The following is a 24,733-nucleotide window of genomic DNA, read 5'->3' on the forward strand; positions in this document are numbered from 1 at the left end:
TTATGAAGAGGAACGCATTCAGGCTGGCGCTCGCGGGCGCGACGATGCTGGCGGGGCTGGGAACCGCGACGATGTGGAGCGCGCCCGCCGCGGCGCAGGCCGGTCAGGCGGCGCTGCGCGGCGTGATCCGCAGCGCGCCCGACAATCCCGTTCAGGACGTGACCCTGATCGAGGTCGATACCGGCTTCCGTCGTACCGTCGTGCCCGGCGCGGACGGCAGCTACAACTTCCCGTCGCTGCGGGCAGGGGCGTACCGGCTGGAGATCCGCCTCAAGCAGGGCACGCGCAATTCCGATCAGTTCACGCTTCGCGTCGGGCAGAATGCCGGGCTGGACCTCGACCTGACCACCCCCCCGGCGCCGGCACAGCCCGCGCCGGGCGACAACACCGCCGGTGAGACCGCGCCGCCCCCCGCCGAAGCGCAGCAGGGCGACATCATCGTCACCGGCAGCCGCATCCGCTCGCTGTCCGGCGGGCAGGTCGGCATCAACATCACGCCGCGACTGATCGAGCAGCTGCCGCAGAACAGCCGCAACTTCCTGGCCTTCGCCGATCTCGCGCCCGGTGTGCGTTTCATCGAAAGCTCGGACGGCAGCTCGCGCATCCAGGGCGGTGCGCAAGGGAGCAACTCGGTCAACGTCTTCATCGACGGCGTCAGCCAGAAGGATTACGTGCTACGCGGCGGCCTGACCGGCCAGGACAGCTCGCCCGGCAACCCGTTCCCGCAGCTCGCAATCGGCGAGTATCAGGTGCTGTCGTCCAACTACAAGGCGGAGCTGGACCAGGTCAGCTCGGTCGCGATCATCGCGGGCACCAAGTCGGGCACCAACGAATTCCATGGCGAGGGCTTCTTCGACTTCACCAATCAGAATTTGCGCGACCGTCGCCCGACCGAAATCTATCCCGCCAAGATCGCCAAGATCCCCTCGGAGGACAAGCAGTTCGGCGTCGCGCTGGGCGGCCCGATCGTCAAGGACGTCGCGCATTTCTTCGTCAGCTATGAGGGCAAGCGGCGGCAGGTGCCGATCGACATCCTGCCGACCAACGGCGTCGCGGTGTCGAGCCTGCCCGCCCAGTATCGCGACATTTTCGGGTCGTTCAACTCTAGCTTCCGCCAGGACCTGTATTTCGGCAAGATCGACCTCGAGCCGACCGACAAGGACCTGGTCGAACTGACCGGCAAATATCGCAACGAGACCGGCGTGCAGATCGGCAACGGCAATGCCGCCTTCTCCACCCGCACGCTGAGCAAGGTGAACGAGAAGCGCGGCATGCTGCGCTGGCAGCATACCGAGGATCAGTGGATCAACGACGTGCGCGTCTCTTATGAGGATGTCGCCTGGTCGCCGCAGCCCGCCGAGAACGGCATCGGCCAGCAGTTCCGCACCACGACACGCAACGGCAGCAGCGTGTCGACCTTCGACCTGTTCCGCACCGGCGCTGGGCTGGGCTTCCAGGACAAGGGGCAGCGGGGCTGGACCGTCCAGGACGATTTCACCTGGACCGGGGTCGAGAACCACACGTTCAAGGTCGGCGCGAAGGCGAAATGGGTGACGCTCAACTCGCTGGAGCAGAACCTGATCAACCCGCTCTATCTCTATGACACCACCCTGCCCTCGGCGAGCGGGTTCAACGACCAGATCCCGTATAGCCTGCAATTCGGCGCGAACGGGAGTCTCGGCGATCCGCGCATCCGCTCGAAGAACTTCCAGCTGGGCCTATATGCGCAGGACGACTGGGACGTGACCGACCGGCTGACGCTGAACCTCGGCCTGCGCTGGGATTATGAGCGGACCCCGGCGTTCCTGAACTATGTCACCTCCGCCGAGAACATCAACGCGGTGTCGCCCGCCAATTATCCGAACCTGGTCAACGCGGATTACAAGATCGGCGACTATATCTCGACCGGCAGCAATCGGAAGGCGTTCAAGGGCGCATGGCAGCCGCGCGTCGGCTTCACCTATCGCCTGGACGAGCAGGGCCGGTTCGCGGTGTTCGGCGGCTATGGCCGGTCCTACGATCGCAACCAGTTCGACTTCCTGCAGCAGGAACTGGCCAATGGCCGCTTCCAGCGCCGCGAGTTCCTGTTCCAGGGTGCCGACACGATCAATCCGTGCACGCCCGGACCGAACTGCATTCCCTGGAACCCGATCTACCTGACCGATGCCGGTCGCCAGCAGCTGATCGGCAATGGCAGCCCGGGCGGGCGCGAGTTCCGCTTCATCAACAACGATCTGAAGGTCCCCTATTCGGACCAGTTCAGCCTGGGCGTGCGCGGGCGGTTCAACCCGGTCGAGCTGGAAGTCGGCTATACCCGGATCGTCAGCAAGGACGGCTTCGTCTATTTGCTCGGTACGCGCCGCCCCGACGGGTCGTTCTTCGCGCCGTCGCCGACCACCGGCGCGCCGCAGGGGCCGAACACCAGCTTCGCGCCCAGCGGCTACGGCGCGATCATCCTGGGCGACAACGGGCTCGAGACGCGCGCGGACTCGGCCTATGCCAAGCTGACCAAGGCCTATTCGGCCGCCTCGCCGTGGAGCATCGACGCCACCTATACCTTTACCGCGGCGGTGGATAACCGGCCGAACAACGACCAGTCGTCCTACTTCCTGCTCGATTTCCCGAAGGCGTCGGATTACCCGATGCTGCGCTCGGGCGTGGTGCCGCGTCACCGCTTCGTGGTGGCGGGCAGCGTCGACACGCCGCTGGGCGTGACGATGTCGGCGAAGTTCCAGATCGAGAGCCCGACCTTCCAGCGCGCGTTGCTCGACACGTCGAACCCGTATCAGCGGACGCTGGTCGGCTCGGAAGTGTTCGGGCTGGGCGATCGCTGGGGCCGTCGCCAGCTCGACCTGGCGTTCACCAAATATGTGCCGCTCAAGTTCATCAGCGACGCGACGCGCATCCGCTTCCGCGTCGACATCATCAACGCGATGAACGACCGCAACTATGTCGACTATAACAACGACCCCAGCGATACGACGCGGACCCCGGGCTCGCCGAGCATCTACCGGGAAGTGTCGACCTACAGCATCGGCGGCAATCCGCCGCGCACCGTGAAGCTGTCGGCCGGTTTCAACTTCTGATGCCTGATCGTCATCCCGGCCTTGTGCCGGGATGACGGCCTGACCGGCAGCAGAGACGGTTGAAATGACAGGAGAGGATGCCTGACCGCATGACGTTCGACCGACGCGATATCCTGCGCGCCGCCGCGTTCGGCGGGGCGGGGTGGCTGGCGGGGTGTACCGCCGGGCCGCTCGCGCCCAGACGCGCGCCGCAGCTGGCCTTCCCCGGCGTGCTGCCCAAGATCGGCACCACCCCGGCGAGCGCCAGCGACCCGCTGATGGATGATATCCAGCGGCGTACCGTCAGCTATTTCTGGAACACCACCGACCAGGTGACGGGGCTCGCCCCCGATCGCTGGCCGACGCCCAGTTTCGCCTCGATCGCCGCGGTCGGCTTTGCGCTGACCACCTATCCGATCGCGGCGACTCGGGGCTGGATTACCCGAGCCGCCGCAGCACAACGCACGCTGGCCACGCTGCGTTTCTTCGCGAACGCCCCGCAAGGGCCGGACAAGGAGGGGATGACCGGCTATAAGGGCTTCTTCTATCATTTCCTGGGCGTCACCAAGGGGCATCGCTTCGCCAAGACCGAGCTGTCGACGATCGACACCGCACTGCTGCTGGGCGGTGTCCTCTTTGCGCAGACCTGGTTCGACGACGAGGCCGACCCGGCGGAGCGCGAAATCCGGGGGCTGGCCGACCAGCTCTACCGCGCAGTCGAATGGGACTGGATTACGCCGCGCAAGCCTTTCGTCTCGATGGGATGGCACCCGGAGAGCGGCTTCATCGGCTCGGACTGGAACATCTATAACGAGAGCCTGATCCTCTACGTCCTCGCGCTCGGCTCGCCGACGCACGCGCTGCCGCCCACGACCTGGGACGCCTGGACCGCCAAGTTCGACCCGTCCTGGGACGAGAAATATGACGATCCCTTCACCGCGTTCCCGCCCTTGTTCGGGCATCAATATAGCCAGGTGTGGATCGATTTTCGCGGCCTGATGGACACTTATTCCAAGCGGCGTGGGTTCGGCTATTTCGAGAATAGCCGCCGCGCGACCTATGCGCAGCGCCGCTATGCGATCAACAATCCCGGCCGCTGGCGCGGCTATGGCGAGAATGTCTGGGGGCTGACCGCCTGCGACGGGCCGGGCGACTTCGTCCGCGAGATCGACGGTCGCAACCGCGAATTCTTCTCCTACTCGGCGCGGGGGCCGGGCGACCGCGACGACGGGACGATCGCACCGACCGCCGCGCTCGGATCGGTGGCCTTCGCGCCGGAAATCGTGCTGCCTGCCGCGCGTGCGATGTATTCGACCTATGGCACCGCGATCTATGACCGTTACGGCTTTCGCGACAGCTTCAACCCGACGCTGACGCGAACCGACGTCAAGCTGCAGCATGGCAAGGTCGTGCCGTATATCGGCTGGGTCGCGGACGATTATCTGGGCATCGATCAGGGACCGATCGCCTGCATGATCGAGAACTGGCGCAGCGGGCTGATCTGGAAGACGATGCAGAAGAACCCCTATATCCGCACCGGGCTGGAGCGCGCCGGGTTCTCGGGCGGCTGGCTTTCCGCCGCGTAGGGGATTGTTTTTTTGAGATGTTTGCGAGGGACGCTAACGCCTCATTGGCTTCCCGAACCACCCTAAGCCCGCCCTGTTAAGCGATCCGGCGGAAGGAGCCGCCGGTTTGTCACCGCAATCGCTTATAGTGGAAATTGCGGACGAACGGCTCGCCCTGACCGTTGAGTCCTGCCGCAGACTCGGTCATCTCCTGGCCGTTCGCCGACACGATATAGACCCGTACCGATCCGAGCATCTTGGCCCTGGCAAGATTGAGCACGAGTATGTTGGGCGCCGGCGTCATGATGGCGGCGCTGTCCGCCTCGCTGGTTTCTCCCTCGCTGGGTGCCATCGTTCCATCGGGACGGAAGGATGTCGCCATGTGCCGAACGCTCCCGTCCCGCCCTGTAATGTCGACGACCATCCGCCACTTGCCATCACCGATGCCTTGAAAGCCGTAGACGACCTGCTTGGGCGGTGGTCCGTAGGTGCTCGGCATTCGTGTCATGTCCAACTCCCATTGGCCCATGAACGGCGATGGCGCTGTGGCCTCCGGTCGTACGACTTCCTGTCGGGCGGCGGCTCGGCTGGCCACGCCTGATATGGTCGCGGCAACGGCCAGGAAGAAGGCCGGTCGATGTAATGGCAAACGCAGCATGTGACCTCTCCATACATGGCCAAGGCACCGCCTCGGCGCGGGCACGTCCTCGCCGTCTTCGGAATGATGATTCCGAAGGGTTCGCAAAAATCCGTCAGTCGTCCGCCGTCGAAAGGATCAGCCCGGCTGCTCGGTGGGACCGATCCCGTAAAGCTCGGCATGCCGACGCATGACGACCAGAAGGATCGCCAGTTCGATCCCGACGACGCAGCCCTGGATCAGGGCCTGTCGGCTATCGAGGAAGAATACACTCATGAAGATGACGAGCGTGGTCATCCCGGCGAGTGTCCATAGCGACCAGCGAAGCGCGCCGGGCCAGTCGCGGTCCAGCAGCGACCATGCCAGCCGCAAATGCCCGGTTCCGGCGCCGAGTTGAAGGAGAGCCAGCGCCGGAATGGCACCCAGATAAGTGGGACGCAGCAACGCCTCATGCGATGCCCCGACGAGGAGTGCCCCGGAAAGGCCGCGCTGATCGGGATAGAGATAGGGCAGGCCAAGGACCGCGCAGCCGATTTCGATCGCGGCCATGGGCACCATGATGCCCAGCGCCAGGGCATAGCTGGTCAGGACAAACCGTCCTTTCGCGCTGCCCAACATTTCCCGCCACGCCGCCACGAGACAGCCTGCCGCAAAGGACAGCGCCTGGCCATCGTCGGCGGCGACATGATATTCGGCATTCATGGCCTGTGACCAGCTTCGCCGGTCCTCCCCCATGCACGCCGTCGCGATCGCCATGATCGCGCGGGACAACGATAGCGTCATGCCAGCATCTCCTTGCCCGAAAGCGCGCCGTCCTCTCCGGCCAATTCCACGGCCAGCGCGAAGCCGCTCGCGGTCAGCTGATAGACATGGCGGGGCGGACGCCCGATCTGCGCAGGCTCACGCCATTCCGCTTCGACCAGTCCATTGTCGCTCATTCGCATCAACAACGGATACAGCGTACCCGATGACAGCCCCGTGTCTTTCAACAGGTCATAGCCATGCCGCCATTCGCTGCGCTGCCTGGACAGGGCCGCCAGGATAAGGCGCATCTGTTTCGAAGGTTGCCTGTTCCGTGCCATGCCCCATGGCAACATATGTAGATTTAAGAGTCAACGGGTATCGTCCGAGGCGCGGGGATGCGACGCGATGAGGCGGTAGTCAGGCTGAAGGTGGTCCCTCAGCTTCGATAGGAGGGGCGGATCGACAACGTCCGATCCAAAGGTTCATCGCGAACCAGTGCCGCCATATTGTTTTGGGGGGGCGAGATAGTGTCGCCGATCGCACCATGTCGGCATAAAGCGCAGATTTCTGTCGCTTTTGCCTTTACAATGGTGACCCCTACGGGAATCGAACCCGTGTTTCAGCCGTGAAAGGGCCGCGTCCTAACCGCTAGACGAAGGGGCCGCCGGGTGGCGTGGAGGGGCCTCTAAGGGAGGGTGCCAGAACCGTCAAGCGCTTTTTTTAGTCGGCCCATGCGGCATCCTCGACATGGAGTTCGGCGACGTCGCGGCCGGACCAGTCGTCGACCTTGGCGCGGCCGACCAGCCACAGGCGGCGGGTGCTGCCTGCACCGAGCAGCGCCTGGCCCAGCGCGGTGTCGGCCTGGCGGAAGGCCATGGCTTTCAGGCTGCGGCCATCGGCGCCCGCGACGATGGCGCGGACGTGATTCGTGCCGACCAGATCGGCGCGGATCACGCGAAACGGTCCGGCGGCGATGCGCGGGGCGGGCCAGCCCATGCCATAGGGGCCGCCCGCCTCCATCGCGCCGACCAGGCCGGGATTGACCCCGCCGGGGGCCAGCACCGCATCGACCAGCAGCGCGCGGCCCGCGCTGGCGCGGACGACGGTGTCGGCGAGGCGTTCCTCCAGGAAGTCTGCGAGTTCGGCGATACGGTGCGCCTCGACCGTCAGGCCCGCCGCCATGGCGTGGCCGCCGCCCGCGATCAGCAGGCCGTGCTCCTTGGCGGCCAGGATCGCCGCACCCAGGTCGACGCCGGAGATGGAGCGGCCCGAGCCCTTTCCGATCCCATGTTCGTCCACCGCGATGACGATGGCGGGGCGGTCCAGCTTTTCCTTCAGCCGACCGGCGACGATGCCGATGACGCCGGGATGCCAGCCTTCGCCCGAAACCACCGCGACCTGTCGATTGCGGTCTACGGTAGTTTCAGCGGTGGCCTGCATGCCCGCTTCGATCGCGCGGCGTTCGTCGTTGAAGTGGTTGAGTTCCTCGGCGATGGCGCGCGCCTCGGCGGGATCATCGGTGGTCAGCAACCGCACGCCCAGATCGGCACGGCCGACGCGGCCACCTGCGTTGATCCGTGGCCCCAGCGCAAAGCCCAGGTCGGAGCAGGTCGGCGCGCGGGTCAATCGGGCGGCGTCGGTCAGTGCGGCGAGGCCGATATTGCGTCGCTGCGCCATGACCTTCAGGCCCTGGGCGACGAAGGCGCGGTTCAGGCCCTTGAGCTGGGCGACGTCCGCCACGGTGCCCAGCGCCACGAGGTCGAGCAGATCGAGCAGGCGTGGCTCGGCCCGGTCCGCGAAGAAGCCGCGCGTCCGCAGGGTGCGGATCAGCGCGGCGCCGAGCAGGAAGCAGACGCCCACCGCCGCCAGATGGCCGTGCGCCGCGCCTTCGGCCTCGTCCAGGCGGTTGGGGTTCACGACCGCATGCGCGCGGGGTAATTCGGTCGCGCATTTATGGTGATCGACGACCAGTATCTCGATCCCGGCGTCTTGCGCGGCCGCCAGCGGCTCGAACGCCTGGGCGCCGCAATCGACGGTGACGATCAGGTTCGCGCCCTCGGCCTGAAGGCGCAGCAGCGCCGCCTCGGTCGGGCCATAGCCCTCGGTCATGCGGTCGGGAATATAGGCGCGCGGCGACAGGCCCAGATCGCGGAGCAGGCGTACCAGCACGGCGGCCGAGGTCGCACCGTCGACATCGTAATCGCCGAAGATGGCGACCGGCTCGCCCGCGATCACGGCGTCGGCGAGGCGGGCGGCGGCCCGGTCCATGTCGCGGAAGATCGACGGATCGGGCATGAAACCCCGGATCGAGGGCGTGCGATGCGCTTCGACCTCGTCGGGCGGGCATCCTCGGGCGAGGAGCAGCTGAGCGACCAGATCGTCATGGCCCAAGCCATCGCGCGCATCGGCGGCGAGCGCACGCCAGCGCCAGGGCTGGCCCAGGATCGATTGGGCGATGCCGAGAACGTCGGTCATGGGCGGAACTTGAAATGGGGGAACGTCACGCGAACGCCATGCCACGGAGCGCAGAGTCGCGACAAGGGCACGTCGCGACCGGGAAGCCCGATCAGCTGACCCAGTTGCCCTCGCGAAACCATTTGGTGATGACGTATTTGGTGCCCTCGATGACGGGCATGCCCTCGTGCAGCGTCATTTCGTTCGGGCTGCCGTCGAGCTTCATGTTGTTCCAGGCGAGCAGCAGGCCCTGTCGCGGGGCGACGCGGATGCCCGCCTGGGGGAACCAGGTCGCGCCGCCTTCGGGCACGTCGTTCAGGTAGATCATCGCGGTCCAGGTCCGCTGTCCGCCATGGACGCGCACCTTTTCCCAATAGCTTTCGCTTTCGTGGAAATAGTCGTGATGCGCGCGGAACTGCTGGCCGGGGGCGTAGCGCTGTCCCTGCATCGTCTCGCCCTGCTCGGGAGCGATGCCAAGCAGCGCGGCGATCGATTCGTCGATCGGCTGAACATCGGGGGACCAGCGCGCCATGTCGCAGCTTTCCGAGGTGCGGAACCCGTAATCGGGCCGGTCGGAGAGCAGGGTCGAGGGTCGCCGATTGGCGTCGATCATCTCCATCAGCGTGCCGCACTGCGCGGGCGTCAGGAAGTCGGGATAATAATAGATTTGCGCCGTATCGGTCGCCACGCGGGTCACGGCCGGGTTCGCATCGAGATGCTCGGCGACGGTGACTCCGAAACGGGCGCGCAACGGAGAGGCGGCGGGATGGCCCTTCGGCTTCCTCTGGAAGAACGACATGGTCGCCGATGTGCGACGATGCGCGGCCAAAGACAAGAGGGGAGGGACGCTCTTCGCGCCCCTCCCGCCCCGATCACCAGAAGATGTCGTACACCACGTCGACCACCAGCCCGCTGCGCAGGTCGACCAGGATCGCGTCATTGTAATAACGCACCCACCGATACGAGCCGTAAGCGGGCGGCAGGCGATAGGCGTAAGGATCGTCCAGCCAGTAATTCTGGCCGAAGAACATCGGCTCCAGGATCACCCCGCTGGAGAAACGCTGATAGCTATAGCCGCCATTCGGCCCGTAATAGCGGGGCAGGTGATAGGCGCCGCGGTTGAGCGAGCGCCAGCTCATCCAGTCATAGCGCCGGTCGCGCCGCCAGCTGCGGTTCCACTGGTCCGCCCAGGCGCGACGCTCGGCAAAGCCATAGGACTGGTTGCTCTGGTCGCGCCAGTCGCCGAAGCTGCGCCGCCAGCGGTCACGGTCGTCACGCTGGCGACGTTCGTCGTCGCGCCAGCGCCCGTCCTGCCCCTGCCACTGGCGTTGGTCCTGCCATTGGCGCTCGTCCTGCCAGCGGGACTGGCGATTGTCGCGCCAGCCGCCGGGGCCGCTATTCTGGCGGTCGACCCGCACGCCGCTGGGGCCGGGATCGGGCCGGGGCATGGGCGCGGGCTGCGCCTGGTCGCGCCAGCGGCCGCGATTGCCCCAGGCGCGCTCCTCGCCAGGGACGGGGGCGGGCGAAGGCTCGGGCCGGTCGCGCCAGCGCTCGCCGCGTCCGCCGCCGTCGCGCGGGCCGGGTTGGGGAGCGGGCTGCGGCGGGCGCGGCGCCTCGGCATGATCCGGGCGGAAGGCCGGGCGGTTTTCGGGGAAGGATTCGCGGTTGTTGAAGACCGGACGCGATTCGCTGCGCTCCAGTCGACCAGCGGGGCCGCCGGGATCGCCACGCGGCGGGCCGCCTTCCCGGCGACCTTGCGGGCCGTGATCCATGACCGCCTGCGCGCTCACCATGCCGGGCATCGCCCCCGCCACCATCGCGGTCGCCGCCAGAAGAGCCGCCATCCAATGCCTGTTCATCGTCGCCCAGTCCCATGTGTCGGCGCACGAGCCGACCCCGATCATGAGACGGTTTCTGCCACACCTGCGTTGAGCGGTTGCTGAACTGGCCTGTCAGCAACGGGAAAGAATTGTGGCGGCCGCGTCATTCTTCGCGCATCGCGCCGGGGACCAGCGCCGGTACGGTGCGGGCGGCGTCGGCCGGATCGGTGCCGGGCATCGGCGCGGCGGGAATGGTCTCCTCGCCCCGTGCGGCGCGGGCGGCCCGCTGGATCGCCTCGACCAGCCGGGGGTAGATGCCGCAGCGGCAGAGATTGGTGATCTGGCTGCGGATCAGCTCTTCGGACGGGTCGGGGTTCTTGTGGATCAGCGCGGCGGCGGCCATCACCATGCCGGGGATGCAATATCCGCATTGGCCGACATTGGCGGCGAGGAACGCTTGCTGGACGGGGTGCGTGCGGTCGCGCGACAGACCCTCGATGGTGGTGACGACGCTGCCCTCGATCCGGCCGATCGGCACCTGACAGCTGCGGACGGCGCGGCCGTCTATGTCGACCGTGCACGCGCCGCAATCGCCCGTGCCACAGCCATATTTGGTACCGGTCAGGTTCGAGGCATCGCGGAGCGCCCAGAGCAAGGGCGTGTCGGGCGGCAGGCGATAGCGGACGGGCTGGTTGTTGACGGTGAAGCTGGACATCGCGAACGCCCGCTTAGCCGATGCGCGGGGCGGGGGCTACCGACCCAGCATCGGCGCGGCGCGGTCGAGCGAAAGGTCGGCGTCGGAGAAGCGGATCGGGGTACGGACGCCGGGCACGGTCGAGCCGTCCGGCCGCTCGGGCTGGATGGCGAGGCCGCGCGCGAGCACTTGCGGGTCGGCAAAGGCCTGTTCGACCGTGTTGATCGGCCCTGCCGGAACGCCTGCTGCTTCCAGCGCCGCCAGCAGCGCGTCGCGCGGCCAGCGGGCGGTGGCGGCTTCGATCACCGGGGTCAGTTCAGCGCGGTGTTCGCAACGGAGCGCATTGGTCGCATAGCGCGGCTCGTCGCAGTCAATCCCGACCACGCTGGCGAAGCGGCGGAACTGACCGTCATTGCCGACCGCCAGGATGAACCAGCCGTCGCTCGCCGGAAAGGCGGCATAGGGCACGATATTGGGGTGCGCATTGCCCAGCCGGGTCGGCGTCCGGCCCGAGGCGAGATAATTCATCGCCTGGTTGGCCAGCACGCCGGTCATCGTATCGAGCAGCGCCATGTCGATCTGCTGGCCGCGCCCGGTTCGCTCGCGCATATGAAGGGCCGCCTGGATCGCGATGACGGCGTAGAGCCCGGTCATGATGTCGGCCAGCGCCACGCCGATCTTCTGCGGCGCCCCGCCGGGTTCGCCGGTCAGGTCCATGATGCCGCTCATGCCCTGCACGATGAAGTCGTACCCGGCGCGCGGCGCATAGGGACCGTCCTGCCCGAAGCCGGTGATCGAGCAATAGATCAGGCGCGGATTGATCGCCGACAGGCTCTCGTAATCCAGACCATAACGGGCGAGGCCGCCCAGCTTGAAATTCTCGATGACGACATCGGCCTCGGCGATCAGTGCGCGGACCTTCGCCTGCCCCTCGGGCGTGGCGAAGTCGGCGACGACCGAGGATTTGCCCCGATTGGCCGCGTGGAAATAGGCGGCGTCCTGCGTGCCGTCCGGGTTGGGGATGAAGGGCGGTCCCCAGCGGCGCGTGTCGTCGCCCTCGGGACTTTCGACCTTCACCACCTCCGCGCCGAGGTCGGCCAGCACCTGTCCCGCCCAGGGGCCGGCGAGGATGCGGGCGAGTTCGACGACCTTCAGGCCGGTTAGGGGGGCGGGCTTGGCCACGTTCAATCCTCCCCATCGCAAGATGGGGAGGGGGACCGCGCCCGCAGGGCGTGGTGGAGGGGTAGGGGCATAAGCCCCTCCACCATCGCTGAGGCGATGGCCCCCCTCCCCAAGCATAGCTTGGGGAGGATTTGGGTAGCGATCAAAACGCCGCGATCCCGGTGATGGCGCGGCCCAGGATCAGCGCGTGGACGTCATGCGCGCCTTCATAGGTGTTGACCGTCTCCAGGTTCATCAGGTGGCGCATCACCTGATATTCCCCCGAAATGCCGTTGCCGCCATGCATGTCGCGCGCGACACGGGCGATATCCAGCGCCTTGCCGACATTGTTGCGCTTCACGATCGAGATCATCTCGGGCGCAAACCGGCCTTCGTCCATCAGCCGCCCGACCCGAAGCGAGGCCTGCAGGCCCAGCGCGATCTCGGTTTCCATATCGGCCAGCTTCTTCTGGTAGAGCTGCGTCGCGGCGAGCGGGCGGCCGAACTGCTTGCGGTCCAGGCCATATTGGCGCGCCGCGTGGAAACAGAATTCCGCCGCACCCAGCGCGCCCCAACTGATGCCGTAGCGCGCACGGTTGAGACAGCCGAACGGCCCCTTCAGCCCCTCGACATGCGGCAGCAGCGCGTCGTCGCCGACCGCGACCTCGTCCATCATCACCATGCCGGTGATCGAGGCGCGCAAGGAGAGCTTGTTCTCGATCTTGGGCGCGGACAGCCCCTTCATGCCCTTTTCCAGCACGAAGCCCCGGACCGCGCCGCCATGCGCCTCCGACTTGGCCCAGATGACGAAGACATCGGCGATGGGCGAGTTGGAAATCCAGGTCTTGGCACCCGACAGGACGTATCCGCCTTCTACCTTCTTCGCGGTGGTCCGCATGCCGCCGGGGTCCGAACCCGCATCGGGTTCGGTCAGGCCGAAACAGCCGATCCACTCGCCACTCGCCAGCTTGGGTAGATAGCGATGCTTCTGTTCGTCCGAGCCGTAGGCATGGATGGGATACATGACGAGGCTGGACTGGACGCTCATCATCGAGCGGTATCCGCTGTCGATCCGCTCCACTTCGCGCGCGATCAGGCCGTAAGCGACATAGGATGCGCCGACGCCGCCAAACTCCTCCGGGATGGTGGGGCCGAGCAGGCCCAGCTCACCCATCTCGCGGAAGATGTCGGGATCGGTGTGTTCGTTGGCAAAGGCGTCGATGATGCGCGGGGCCAGCCGGTCGTCGGCATAGGCGCGCGCGGTGTCGCGGATCATATGCTCGTCATCGCTCAGCTGGTCGTCGAGCAGGAACGGGTCCGCCCAGTCGAACTTGCCCATCGGGGACATTGGTTTCTCTCCTTATGTCCGCCGCTTCTCGGGAAGGGCGGGAGTTTTGTCCACCCCCGGCCTTCGCCACGTCAGGTCTTGGGTTTGGCGACGGGCGGCGTCGGCACGGTAGCATTGGCCGCCGCAGGAGGATTGGCCGTCATGAACGTGTCGAGCATGCCCATCATCGTCGACCACCATTCGACCATGTCGGTGAAATTCGCGCGGTTGATGCCGCCGATCGTCGACACGTCATGGGTCAGCCGCAGATCGCCCTCTTTGGTCAGCGCCATCTGGGCGAAGCGTTTTTCGCTGTTCCACTTGTTGACGAAGGTGAGGTCTCGCGGCGCCGACGGGGTCAGCCGCATCGAGAATTGCAGCGAGGCGCATTCCTTGTGCTGCTCGCAATCATAGAAATAGACGTAGAATTTATAGCCCGCAGCCGAGCTGACGATCATCGGATCGCCTTCGCCATCGGTGTCAATCAGCCCCTGATAGCCCGCCATGATCATGGCTCCGCCGACCGTGGTCGGGGCACTGGCGCAGATCATGTCCTTCGCACAGGGCTGGCTATCCTTGGCCGAAGCAGCCCCCGCGCACCCGAGCAGCAATGCTGCCCCCAACCATGACCAGCGTGGCATGTCGTTACCTCCCCCCTTACAAAACCGTCGTCACGCTATCACCCCCGGTCTGTTTCGCAATCGTATCGACAAAGAAAAGGCCCCAGCCCGCTGGAGCGGGAAGGGGCCAGTGCTCCAACGCAGATTGAGGGAGCGTCAGAGCTTGAAGCTGAGCGTCGCGCGCAGGTCGCGACCGGCCAGCGGGGCGAAGTCCTTCAGGACGCTGGCGTGGCGGCGGGCATCGACGTCGAAGATGTTGTTCGCCGACAGGGTCAGCGTCGTCGGATTGACCGCACCCCAGGGCTTCAGCTGGACCGAGGCGTTGACCAGCGTGAAGCCGTCGGTCGGTGTTTCCAGCCCCAGCACGCGGCTCTGCTTGAAGCTACGTTCCACCTCGACGCGGGCGTTCACGCTGTCGGAATGCGCTTCCAGTCCGCCGAGCAGGCGAAGCGGCGGGATGCGGGGCGCGGGGCCAGTGCCGATGATCTGGGCATGGACATAATCGCCCAGCAGGTCGGCATTGATCGCATAGCCGCCGATCGTGGCGAGTCGCAGCGAGCCCTCCGCCTCGATGCCGTAATAACGGGCGTCGGCCTGGGCATAAGTGAAGCAGGGCAGGTCGACCTCACGACCCGAGGGCGCGGCAGCGGCTTCGCACGGACCCTGCTGGACCAGCGCGTCATAGATATAGTTGGAGAAGCGGTTGTAATAGGCCGAGGCGTCGAAGCTGTAGCCTTCGCCATGGCCGTGGACGGTCGCCTCTATGCCCCAGCTCGACTCCTTCTTGAAGTCCGGATTGCCCAGCTCATAGGCTTCGGTCCCGGCGTGCGGCCCATTGGCGAACAGTTCCTCGGCGGACGGCGCGCGTTCGGTGCGCGACAGGTTCAGGCCCGCCCGCCAGTCGGGCGCGAAGCCGTAGCTGGCGCCGATCGAGCCCGAAAAGGCGTCGAAGCTGCGCTGGCCGCGGAAGAAGCGGTCGTCGCTGACGGCCGTCCGCGCAGTCAGCGAGGTGTGCTCATAGCGCGCACCCGCCTCCATCTTGAATGCGCCGCGATCCAGCTGTTGCAGGGTGAACAGGCCGACCTGCGCGGTGTTGTTGCGCGGCAGGAAGGCTTCGTCGCCGCGCACATCGAAGTCGCGGTTGAAGAACTGCACGCCCGACGCACCCTGCCAGCCGTTCCGCTTGGCCTGCACCAGCTCCAGGCGGCTTTCGATGCCCTTGTTGTAGAAGGCGGTGCCGACCTCACCATCCTCTTCCAGCTCGAAGTGGCGATATTCGGCGGCCCCGGCGCGCAGGCGGATGCGGTCGAGGAAGCCGCCGCCCGTCTCGATCTCGCCGCGCAGGTCGAGGCGGTTCTGGACCAGGCTGAGGCGCGGGGCCTCGGGCTCTTCGCCGCCGGGCGTCAGCGTGTAGCGGATCGGCACGCCGTACAGGCTGTCATAATGGCTGTACGCGATGCCCAGCGAGCCGGTGTCGGTGATCAGCGACCCGCCGACCCCCGCCGTCCAGGTCTCGCTGGCGGTATTGGGCAGGCGGCCGCGCAGGTTGGCGACACCCGCAAAGTCGAGCGGATCGTTGGGGGCCTGCGCCGCCGAGGCCTGCGCCTCGGCACGGGCGCGCGGGGACAGGACGTAGCCGCCGATCTTCAGATCGTCGGTCTTCAGGTACGATCCATCGGCGTGCAGCACGAACTGCTTGCCCACCGCCACATCCGCCGCGCCCGCGACCGAACGTTCGGTCGCGGCCGAGCCATAGGTCGCCATGCCCGACAGGCGATAGCCCTTTTCCGGTACCGAGCGCGGGATGCGCGTGTCGATGACGTTGACCACGCCGCCCACCGCCGACGATCCGAACAGCAGCGCGGAGGGACCGCGCAGCACCTCGACCCGCTCGGCGAGCAGCGGGTTGATGACGACGGCATGGTCAACGCTGGTGTTCGACACGTCGATCGAGCCGATGCCGTCGGTCAGCACGCGGATACGCTCGCCCTGGAAACCGCGCAGCACGGGGCGCGAGGCGTTGGGGCCGAACGACGTCGCCGACACGCCCGGCTGGCGGGCCAGCGTCTCGCCGATGGTCGGGCGGATCGAGCGTTCCAACTCCGCGCCGGTGACGATCGAGGTGCCCGACAGCACATCGGCCTCCGACTGCTGGACCGGTGCGGTCACGACGATCTCACGGCCGCGATTGGTAGTCGTGGCATTGGCGGTCTGCGCGGTGGCGGGAGCGGCCAGCAGGCTGGCAAGCGCGGTGGCGGACAGGCCGGACAGGAGGACGGGCTTGAACAAGGGACGGCTCCGATTTGTGATGCCATGCCGACTACAGTCTTGTTACAACATATCAAGGAAAATTTCATGCGCCTGTCATCCGTTCGCCGCGTCCTGACAGAGCAGGACACGCAACCGGCATGGCTCCGCCTCCACCGCGATGTCGGCGATCAGGTCGCGGCCGAGCGGAATGTCCGCCTCGGGCAGGGCGGCCAGCCAGCGGGTCAGGGCGGGGCCGGGCATGGCGTCGAGTGTCAGGGCGATCACCGATCCGCTGAACGTCGCCGAGCACCAGGGTTCGACCATGGCGACGGTCAACCGCACCACGCATCCGGCGCGCGCCGCATGGGCGACCAGCGTGCGGGCCAGCCGTTCGCCACGATCGGCTGGGCGGCGGCAGGGGATGGTGCGCGGCGGCATGGCACGCTCGATCCGGGCATGGACGGTCATGCGGTCTGTCCCTTGATGAAGGCGGTGACGCGCGCGATCATCTCAGGCCCCGGCTCGCGCCCCTTGCGCAGGTCGCTGACCAAGCGGGGATCATTGACCGCCAGCCGCCCGAACTTCGTCTCGGGCATGAGGCTGGCTTTCAGATAGCGGTCGATCATGCGCAACAATTCCATGGACATTCTCCCAAAGTCCGATTCCTGTTCCTCTGTTCATGATCTGTTCCGATTTCCAACTTGTCTAGGAAAAATCCTATGCCTATATTCGGTCCTATGGCGGAGGCGGATATCAGGGCGACATTACAGGCGCTTGCGGCGGACGCCCGGGTGAGCCTGGCGGCGCTGTCGCGGATGATCGGGCGCAACGATGCCTATCTCCAGCAATTCGTGCAGCGCGGCACGCCGCGCGTGCTGGCGGAAGGCGACCGGCGGCAGCTGGCGGAGTTTTTCGGGGTGGCCGAGACGCGGCTGGGGGCCCTGCCCGAAACGGGGCCGATGCTGGTGCCCCGGCTGGCGGTCGCGGCGTCGGCGGGGCCGGGGGCGACGGTCGATGACGAGGTGATGATCGGGGTCGAGGCGATCGATCGCGGGCTGGCCCGGCGGCTGGGCCTCAGCGATGGGGCGGCCTCGGTGATCCGGGTGCGGGGGGATTCGATGGCGCCGGGGCTGCTCGACGGCGATCATCTGGTGGTCGACCAGCGCGATGTCCGGCCCAACGCGCGCGGCGGGCTTTACGTGATCCGGGTCGGCGATGCGCTGATGGTCAAGCGGGTACGCGCTGGGCCAAGGGGGCTGATCGCCACCAGCGACAATCCCACCGCGCCGCCGGTGCCGGACGGTCCGATCGCGGTGATCGGGCGGGTCGTCTGGCAGATGCGCTTGCCGAGCTGATGAATGTATTCCTCCCCTGCAAGGGGAGGGGGACCAGCGAAGCTGGTGGAGGGGTGTCGCCGGTCGTGAGTTGGGACCATCCTCGCCGATGGTTACACCCCTCCGTCAGGGCTTCGCCCTGCCACCTCCCCTTGCAGGGGAGGAATGTTTTTACCTACCCCGCCACCAGACCAGCAGTGCCACGGCAACCCCGATCGCCAGCCCGATCAGCACCCCCATGGTCACCTCGCCGGTCGCCAGCCCCGCGACGATCCCGCCGACCACGCCCAGTGCGATGAAGATGCCCCCGGCATGAGCGGACGACTGGGGCGGGCGCGGACTTCGGGGGTCGGTCATGCCGTCTGTCCTGCCATATGCGCGGGCGCGAAACCAGCCATCCATGGTCGAAATCGGGTTAACCATTTCAGGGGGTGGCTAAATTCATAACCCGCGCCTAGGGGTGCCCTCCGAAGTTTCACAGCGCGGTTCCGGGGGGAGATTCCATGCGCGATTTTCGCGATGCCTATGTCGCGCCGTTCCTGACCGATCGGGATGTGGCGGACGCCGCCGAGATGATGGAGACCTTCGGCCTGGCAGCGGGCGGCGAAGCGGCGGCGCGGGCGGATCGCAGCCGTGATCTGGGCAATCACATCCATTTCTGCCGCTGGCGCCAGATAGAGCGGCTGATCGACCTGTTGTCCAGCGAAGAGGCGGTCGGCACCGTTCATTGATCGGTGCGAGCGCCGGACCCGCTTGGCTTCGCGACGACCGGATCGGCAAATCTGTCAAGATGATGGTGCTTTGGGGTGTCGCTGTCGCATCCGCCCGGCTAGGGATTGGCGCATGATGGTCCGCGTCGGGCGGCCGCGCCGCTCGGCCGCCATCATATGCTTGGCAATGGGTCTTGGCGGCGCGGGCTGGCCCGCCGTCGCGGCTGCGCAGATTGCGAGCCCTGCTACCCCGCCGACGTCCACGACGCCTATGGGGCAGACGATACCGGGCAGCGATCTGCCCGACGATCCGACCATGCTCGACCCCTCGGCCCCGCTGGCGCCCCTGTCGGAGATCGGCGTCGCCTGGCCCGATCTGGCGACGGCGCCGGTGGATCCAATGGCGACGATGACCGCAACCGTCGATGCCGCTGCCGAGCGGCGCTATCGCTGGCGGGTCGAGGGGATCGACGGTGCGGGCGCGCTGGTCCGCCAGCGTTTCGAGCAGCTCTCGACGCTCGATGCCAATGACGGCGAGCCGGCCAATGCCGCGCAGCTCGACCGCCGCGCGCGCGAGGACGCCCAGCTGCTGACCAATTTGCTGCGCGGCGCAGGCTATTACGACGCGCAGGTGACGACCCGGATCGAGCCGGGCAACGAGCCGACCGTCCTGCTGGAAGCGGTGCCGGGCAATCTCTATCGCTTTGCGGGCGTGACGCTGGACGGGGTGAAGGCGGCGGGCGACAAGGCCGCCCCGCTGGAAAAGGCGTTCGGGATTCGCCCAGGCGATCCGGTCGATGCCGACACCATCGTCGCGGGCGAGGCGCGGCTGAAGACCGTGGTGGGCGAGGAGGGCTTCCCCTTCGCCAAGGTCGGTGATCCGCAGATCGTGGTCGACCGCGCCGCGCGTACCGCGACGCTGGATCTGTCGGTCGATCCGGGGTCGTCCCGCCGCTATGGCCGGATCGTGATGGCCAACGACAAGCTGTTCGACGCCAGGCACGTTCAGGAGATTGCCCGCTTCTCACCCGGCCAGCCCTATGACTCCGCCGGGCTGGACGATCTGCGCCGCGCGCTGGTGCAGACGGGCCTCGTGTCGTCGGTCGATGTGAAGCCTGTGCCCGGCGATGCGCCCGAGACGGTGAACGTCGCGGTCGCGCTGGAGCCTGCGCCGCCGCACACCATCGCGGGCGAGCTGGGTTACGGCACCGGCGAAGGCGCGAGCGCGACGGTGAACTGGACCGACCGCAACCTCTTCCCGCCCGAAGGTGCGCTGACCCTGCGCAGCGTGCTCGGCACCCGCGAGCAGTTGGGCGCCGTCGTGTTCCGGCGCAACAATTTTCAGGGTCGCGACCGGGTGTTGACCGCGCAATTCTCGGCCGCGCACATCCTGCGTGACGCCTATGAGGCCAAGACGCTGTCGCTGTCGGGCGGGCTGGAGCGCCAGACCAACATCTTCTTCCAGAAGACCTGGACATGGTCGCTGGGCGCCGAGCTGCTGACCTCCGACGAGCGCGACGTGATCGAGAGCACCGGCCAGCCGCGCAGGCGGACCTTCTTCATCGGCGCGCTGCCGACCAGCCTCAATTATGACGGCTCGGACGATCTGCTGAACCCGACGCGCGGTTTCCGGCTGGGCGGGCGGATCAGCCCCGAAGTGTCGCTGCAGGGCAGCGTTTTCGGCTACACGCGGACGCAGATCGACGCCAGCCTCTACCATCCGTTCGGCGACCGGGTGGTGCTGGCGGCACGGACGCGGCTGGGCACGATATTGGGTGCGCCGCGCGACCAGATCGCGCCGTCGCGGCGTTTCTATGCGGGCGGTGGTGCCTCTGTGCGCGGCTATGGCTTTCAGGCGATCGGGCCGCGCGATGCGAACAACGATCCGATCGGCGGGCGCAGTCTCGCCGAATTCTCGATCGAGGCACGGGTCAGGACGTTCGGCCATTTCGGCGTCGTGCCCTTTCTGGATGCGGGCAATATCTCGACCTCGCCGCTGCCGCGTCTGACGGGCCTGCGCTTCGGCACGGGGCTGGGCGTGCGATACTATTCCAATTTCGGGCCGATCCGTCTCGACGTCGGCACGCCGCTCAATCCGCAAAAGGGGGATAGCCGGGTCGCGGTCTATGTCTCGCTGGGGCAGGCCTTTTGACCGAGGAAAAGGACGCTCCGCCGCCTGTTCGCGCGCCATTTCGTTGGGGACGCGCGATCGCCATCGCGGTGGCGGCGCTGGTCGGCATCGTACTGGCAGCGTTGGGCGTCGTGGATACGTCGATCGGGCATCGCTGGGTCGCGGACCGGATCGCGACCATCCGTACGCCGACGGGGCTTCGCTTCTCGGTCGGGCGGATCGACGGGTCGCTCTATTCCGACATGCGGCTGGTCGATCTGCGTGTCTATGATCTGGACGGACTGCTGGTGCAGGTCCCGCAGGCGCGGCTCGACTGGCGGCCCTTGAATTGGGCGCGCGGTACGCTCGACATTCGCCGAGTCGAGGCGGCGACCGCGACGCTGTTCCATGTGCCGCATACCCGCAGTACCGGGCGGCAGACCCCGATCCTGCCCAATTTCGACATCCGCATCGACCGGCTGCGGCTCGATCGGCTGGTCCTCGCGCCGCGCGTGCTGGGCCGCGAGCGGGTGGCGAAGGTCGAGGGGCGGGCGGACATTCGCGATGGCCGTGCGGTCGTCACGCTGAACGGCGTGGTGGCGGGCAGCGACCGGCTCCGCCTGCATCTCGATGCCCGGCCCGACTATGACCGTTTCGATCTGGCGGTCGAGGCGTGGGGCGCGAAGGACGGCGTGCTGGCCAAGGCGGTGGGCGTTCGTGCACCCGTGACGCTGAACGTTGCGGGCGCGGGCCGCTGGGTGCGTTGGGACGGAACGGCGAAGGGCCGGATCGGCGGCCAGCGTGCGGTCGATCTGCGCCTGTCGGCAAGGGCGGGCCGCTATGCGCTGTCGGGGCAGGTCGCGCCCTCGCTGGTGCTCCACGGACGGCTTCAGCGGCTCACCGCGCCCCGCGTTATCGTCGCCGGGCAAGCCGATTTCGCCGAGCGTCGGCTGAACGGCGCGCTCGTTCTCCACTCGCCCGTGCTGCGGGTGCGCGCGCGGGGCGTGGTGGATCTGGGCGCGAACCGTTTCGACGGGCTGCGGGTAGACGCCAAGCTCGTCCGGCCCGAGGCGCTGTTCCGCAACATGAGCGGGCAGGCGATCGCGATGACCCTGCGCCTCGATGGCGCCTTCGACCGGGCGGCGTTCGACTATCGGCTGGCGGCGACCCGCTTCGCCTTCGACCGGACGGGGTTCGAGCAGGCGACGGCGGTGGGCAAGGGGCGGTTGCAGGGACGCTGGCCGCTGATCCTGCCGGTACGCTTCACCGCCGCGCGCGTGACCGGCGTGGGCGAGGCGGCGGGGGGCATATTACACCGGCTGTCGGCAGCGGGCGACCTGCGCATCACCCCGCGCGAAATCATGGGGCAGGGGCTGGCGCTGCGTTCCGACAAGCTGGCGGGGCGGCTCAACCTGCGCATCGACCTGACCAACGGCCGCTACGATGTCGGGCTGGACGGCGCGCTCCAGCGTTATCTGATCCCCGGTCTGGGCATCGTCGATGTGAAGTCGCGGCTGAGCGCCGTGCCCGGCCCGGATGGCCATGGTACGCGCGTCGTCGGGCGAGGGGAGGCCCAGGTCCGGCGGCTCGACAACGCATTCCTGCGTTCGCTGGCGGGCGGATTGCCGCATCTGACCACCGATCTGGAGCGGGGGACGGACGGCGTCTTCCATTTCCACCATCTGGTTCTGACCGGTCCCGACATCCGCCTGACCGGCGAGGCGATCCGGCGGCGCGACGGTAGCTTCCACTTCGTCGGCGGCGGGCGGCAGCGGCGCTACGGCCCGGTCCAGATGGTGCTGGACGGGCGGATCGATAAACCGACGCTCGACCTGATACTCGCCTCGCCCAATGCCGCGACGGGGTTGAGCGATGTGCGCGCGCATCTTGACCCGACCGATCAGGGCTTTGCCTATCGCGCGGCAGGCAACTCGCGACTGGGGCCGTTCCAGGCAAGCGGCGCGATCCTGTTGCCGCGCGGGCAGGATGCGGTGATCCAGATCCAGCCGCTGCTGGTGGCGGGTGCGCGTGCGACCGGCGCGCTGAACGTCGTGCAGGGTGGCTTTGCCGGACGGATGGACGTGACCGGCGGCGGCCTGTCGGGCGAGCTGCTGTTCCGCCCGGTCGGTGAGGTCCAGCGGATCGAGGCGCATCTGGCCGCGCGGCAGGCGCAGCTTTCGGGCGTCATCGTCCGCCAGGGCCGGGTCGACCTGATCGCGCTGCTCGATCCGGCCGGAGCCTCTGTCGAGGGAACGGCCAATGCGCAGGGGCTGCGGCGCGGCGCGTTCAACATCGCGCAGATGACCGGCACCGCGCGGATGCGCGGCGGCAATGGCGAGGTGCGGGTCGGCATTTCGGGATCACGGGGCCGTGCCTTCTCGATCCAGACGGTAACGCAGGTGTCGCCCGATCGTTTCTCGACCACCGCACAAGGGACGCTCGACCGGCGGCCGCTGCAATTGTTGTCGCCCGCCATCGTCACCCGCGACGGCGATGGCTGGGCCCTCGCGCCGACCCGGCTGAGCTTTGCGGGCGGCGAGGCGAAGCTGGCGGGCCGGTTCGACCGGGATGCGACCGAGATTCAAGCCAGCTTGACGCGGATGCCGCTGGCCGTGCTCGACATCGGCTATCCGGGGCTGGGGCTGGGCGGCACCGCGACGGGCACGCTGACCATCCGGCAGGCGACGGGCGCGCCGACCGGCAAGGCGGACCTGACCATCCGTGGGCTGACCCGCGCCGGGCTCGTCCTGACCTCGCGTCCGATCGACATGGGTGTGGCGGGGGTGCTGTCCGCCGACCGTCTGGGCGTGCGCGCCGTCATGGCGTCGGGCGGCAAGATCATCGGGCGCGGCCAGGCTTTGATCGTACCTGGGATCGTGCCCGGCGGCGCAGGCGACTGGGCCAGCCGGATGCAGGCAGGACGGCTGATCGCGCAGCTTCGCTATGCCGGGCCTGCCGATACCTTATGGCGGCTGACCGGTGTCGAGATGTTCGACCTGTCCGGTCCGGTCGCGATCGGCGCGGACGTGACGGGATCGCTCAACCAGCCGGTCATTCGCGGTGCGGTGAAGGCGGTCGGCGCGCGGATCGAAAGTGCGACCACCGGTACCGTCCTAACCGACGTGCAGGCCAGCGGCCGGTTCGGCGGATCGCGTCTCGTCATAGATCGCTTCGCCGCACAGGCGGGCAAGGACGGGCGGGTGAGCGGCACCGGTCAGTTCGACTTCGCCGCCGCCAAGGGCGTCGGCCTCGACCTGGCGCTCAATGCCAGCAATGCGGTGATGATCGCGCGCGACGATATCGGCGCCACCGTGACGGGGCCGCTGACCTTCCATTCGGACGGCGCGGGCGGCACGATCGGCGGCGATGTGGTGCTCAACCGCAGCCGCTATCGGCTGGGCCGCGCGACGGCGGCGACTGCCGTGCCGCAGCTCAACATCCGCGAGATCAATATCCCGGGCGGCGGCGAGGAGGACGATGTCCCGCGCAAGCCCTGGACGCTGGCGGTGAAGGCCCATGCGCCCAACGGCCTGATCGTGTCCGGCCTGGGGCTGAACAGCGAATGGTCGGCGGACCTGAAGATCGGTGGCACGCCCGACAATCCCGCGATCACCGGCCAGGCGACGCTGATCCGCGGCGATTACGAATTTGCGGGGCGCGATTTCGATCTGGCGCGCGGCATCATCCGCTTCGGCGGAGAAGTGCCCGCCAACCCCGCGCTCGACATCGCCGCCAACGCCAATGTGCAGGGGCTGAGCGCGACGATCCGCGTGACCGGCACCGCGCTAAAGCCCGAGATCGGCTTTTCCAGCACGCCCGCGCTGCCCAATGACGAGCTGCTGTCGCGCCTGTTGTTCGGCACCTCGATCGCCAGCCTGTCGGCACCGGAGGCGTTGCAGCTGGCCGCCGCCGTGGCCGCGCTTCAGGATGGTGGCAACGGGCTGAACCCGATCAACGCGGTGCGGCGTGCGGCGGGGCTGGACCGGCTTCGCGTGCTGCCCGCCGACGTGCAGATCGGGCGCGGCACCTCGGTCGCGGCGGGCAAATATATCACCCGGCGTTTCTATGCCGAGATCATCACCGACGGGCAGGGCTATTCTGCGACCCAGATCGAGTTCCAGGTGACGCGCTGGCTATCGCTGCTCTCCAGCATCTCGACGCTGGGGCGGCAGAATCTGAATGTGCGGATATCCAAGGACTATTGAGGCGTTGGCCCGCGCGAATGCGAAGAGGAGCGAACCG

General features: G+C 67.4%; 20 protein-coding genes and 1 tRNA gene. 6 read left to right on the forward strand and 15 right to left on the reverse strand.

Features of this window, described 5'->3' with window-relative positions:
- The first annotated feature begins 2 nt into the window (after positions 1-2).
- Both KV697_RS18550 and KV697_RS18555 read left to right on the forward strand, forming a co-directional pair.
- Complete coding sequence (locus tag KV697_RS18550) at positions 3-3,086, forward strand: TonB-dependent receptor (RefSeq protein ID WP_257575440.1); 3,084 nt, start codon at positions 3-5, stop codon at positions 3,084-3,086.
- 89 nt (positions 3,087-3,175) lie between these two features.
- A complete protein-coding gene (locus KV697_RS18555) occupies positions 3,176-4,651 on the forward strand; it encodes a glucoamylase family protein (protein ID WP_219019441.1) in 1,476 nt (491 codons plus the stop codon).
- Between the two features lie 109 nt (positions 4,652-4,760).
- Here KV697_RS18555 and KV697_RS18560 read toward each other — a convergent pair whose 3' ends face one another.
- The 14 genes from KV697_RS18560 to KV697_RS18625 form a co-directional block, all read right to left on the reverse strand.
- Positions 4,761-5,288 carry a hypothetical protein gene (locus KV697_RS18560; RefSeq protein WP_257575441.1) on the reverse strand — a complete coding sequence of 176 codons (528 nt, stop codon included), beginning with the start codon at positions 5,286-5,288 and terminating at the stop codon, positions 4,761-4,763.
- A 117-nt stretch (positions 5,289-5,405) separates the two neighbouring features.
- On the reverse strand, positions 5,406-6,050 hold the full coding sequence (locus KV697_RS18565) for a hypothetical protein (RefSeq protein WP_219019442.1): 645 nt from the start codon (positions 6,048-6,050) through the stop codon (positions 5,406-5,408).
- Positions 6,047-6,319, reverse strand: coding sequence for a PadR family transcriptional regulator (locus tag KV697_RS18570; protein ID WP_219019443.1), 273 nt, complete (start codon positions 6,317-6,319; stop codon positions 6,047-6,049). The genes KV697_RS18565 and KV697_RS18570 overlap by 4 nt, the downstream gene beginning before the upstream one ends.
- Before the next feature lie 280 nt (positions 6,320-6,599).
- Positions 6,600-6,674: transfer RNA gene (locus KV697_RS18575), tRNA-Glu, on the reverse strand.
- A gap of 57 nt (positions 6,675-6,731) precedes the next feature.
- Positions 6,732-8,486: a single-stranded-DNA-specific exonuclease RecJ gene (gene recJ / locus KV697_RS18580; RefSeq protein ID WP_219019444.1), complete on the reverse strand. Its 1,755-nt coding sequence runs from the start codon at positions 8,484-8,486 to the stop codon at positions 6,732-6,734.
- A gap of 91 nt (positions 8,487-8,577) precedes the next feature.
- Positions 8,578-9,264: a prolyl hydroxylase family protein gene (locus KV697_RS18585; protein ID WP_219019445.1), complete on the reverse strand. Its 687-nt coding sequence runs from the start codon at positions 9,262-9,264 to the stop codon at positions 8,578-8,580.
- A 73-nt stretch (positions 9,265-9,337) separates the two neighbouring features.
- Positions 9,338-10,309, reverse strand: a complete 972-nt coding sequence (locus KV697_RS20205) for an RcnB family protein (protein ID WP_257575442.1) — start codon at positions 10,307-10,309, stop codon at positions 9,338-9,340.
- Positions 10,310-10,448: 139 nt separating this feature from the next.
- Positions 10,449-11,000: a (2Fe-2S)-binding protein gene (locus KV697_RS18595; protein ID WP_219019446.1), complete on the reverse strand. Its 552-nt coding sequence runs from the start codon at positions 10,998-11,000 to the stop codon at positions 10,449-10,451.
- Between the two features lie 36 nt (positions 11,001-11,036).
- Positions 11,037-12,161, reverse strand: coding sequence for a CaiB/BaiF CoA transferase family protein (locus KV697_RS18600; protein WP_219019447.1), 1,125 nt, complete (start codon positions 12,159-12,161; stop codon positions 11,037-11,039).
- 142 nt (positions 12,162-12,303) lie between these two features.
- Positions 12,304-13,488: an acyl-CoA dehydrogenase gene (locus KV697_RS18605; protein ID WP_219019448.1), complete on the reverse strand. Its 1,185-nt coding sequence runs from the start codon at positions 13,486-13,488 to the stop codon at positions 12,304-12,306.
- 71 nt (positions 13,489-13,559) lie between these two features.
- A complete protein-coding gene (locus tag KV697_RS18610; RefSeq protein ID WP_219019449.1) occupies positions 13,560-14,108 on the reverse strand; it encodes a YbjN domain-containing protein in 549 nt (182 codons plus the stop codon).
- A gap of 135 nt (positions 14,109-14,243) precedes the next feature.
- Positions 14,244-16,376 (reverse strand): TonB-dependent receptor, encoded by a 2,133-nt coding sequence (locus KV697_RS18615; RefSeq protein WP_219019450.1) that lies wholly within the window; start codon positions 16,374-16,376, stop codon positions 14,244-14,246.
- 75 nt (positions 16,377-16,451) lie between these two features.
- Positions 16,452-16,805: a hypothetical protein gene (locus tag KV697_RS18620; protein WP_219019451.1), complete on the reverse strand. Its 354-nt coding sequence runs from the start codon at positions 16,803-16,805 to the stop codon at positions 16,452-16,454.
- Positions 16,802-16,978 (reverse strand): hypothetical protein, encoded by a 177-nt coding sequence (locus KV697_RS18625; RefSeq protein WP_168371576.1) that lies wholly within the window; start codon positions 16,976-16,978, stop codon positions 16,802-16,804. Before KV697_RS18625 ends, KV697_RS18620 begins: the two co-directional genes overlap by 4 nt.
- A gap of 96 nt (positions 16,979-17,074) precedes the next feature.
- On the opposite strand from KV697_RS18625, the gene KV697_RS18630 reads away from it, so the two are divergent.
- Positions 17,075-17,692, forward strand: coding sequence for a S24 family peptidase (locus KV697_RS18630; protein ID WP_219021507.1), 618 nt, complete (start codon positions 17,075-17,077; stop codon positions 17,690-17,692).
- Positions 17,693-17,842: 150 nt separating this feature from the next.
- Here the strand turns inward: KV697_RS18630 and KV697_RS18635 are convergent, their stop codons facing one another.
- Positions 17,843-18,028, reverse strand: a complete 186-nt coding sequence (locus tag KV697_RS18635; protein WP_219019452.1) for a hypothetical protein — start codon at positions 18,026-18,028, stop codon at positions 17,843-17,845.
- 146 nt (positions 18,029-18,174) lie between these two features.
- Here KV697_RS18635 and KV697_RS18640 point away from each other — a divergent pair, with 146 nt between their 5' ends.
- The 3 genes from KV697_RS18640 (at position 18,175) to KV697_RS18650 (ending at position 24,696) form a co-directional block, all read left to right on the forward strand.
- Positions 18,175-18,402, forward strand: a complete 228-nt coding sequence (locus tag KV697_RS18640; RefSeq protein ID WP_219019453.1) for a hypothetical protein — start codon at positions 18,175-18,177, stop codon at positions 18,400-18,402.
- A 112-nt stretch (positions 18,403-18,514) separates the two neighbouring features.
- The gene (locus KV697_RS18645) at positions 18,515-20,533 is read left to right on the forward strand and encodes an autotransporter assembly complex protein TamA (protein ID WP_257575443.1); all 2,019 of its coding nucleotides are present in this window, start codon (positions 18,515-18,517) and stop codon (positions 20,531-20,533) included.
- Positions 20,530-24,696: a translocation/assembly module TamB domain-containing protein gene (locus KV697_RS18650; protein WP_219019454.1), complete on the forward strand. Its 4,167-nt coding sequence runs from the start codon at positions 20,530-20,532 to the stop codon at positions 24,694-24,696. The genes KV697_RS18645 and KV697_RS18650 overlap by 4 nt, the downstream gene beginning before the upstream one ends.
- The last annotated feature ends 37 nt before the right edge of the window (positions 24,697-24,733 follow it).

This window comes from Sphingomonas sanguinis, assembly GCF_019297835.1.
Classification (GTDB): domain Bacteria; phylum Pseudomonadota; class Alphaproteobacteria; order Sphingomonadales; family Sphingomonadaceae; genus Sphingomonas; species Sphingomonas sanguinis_D.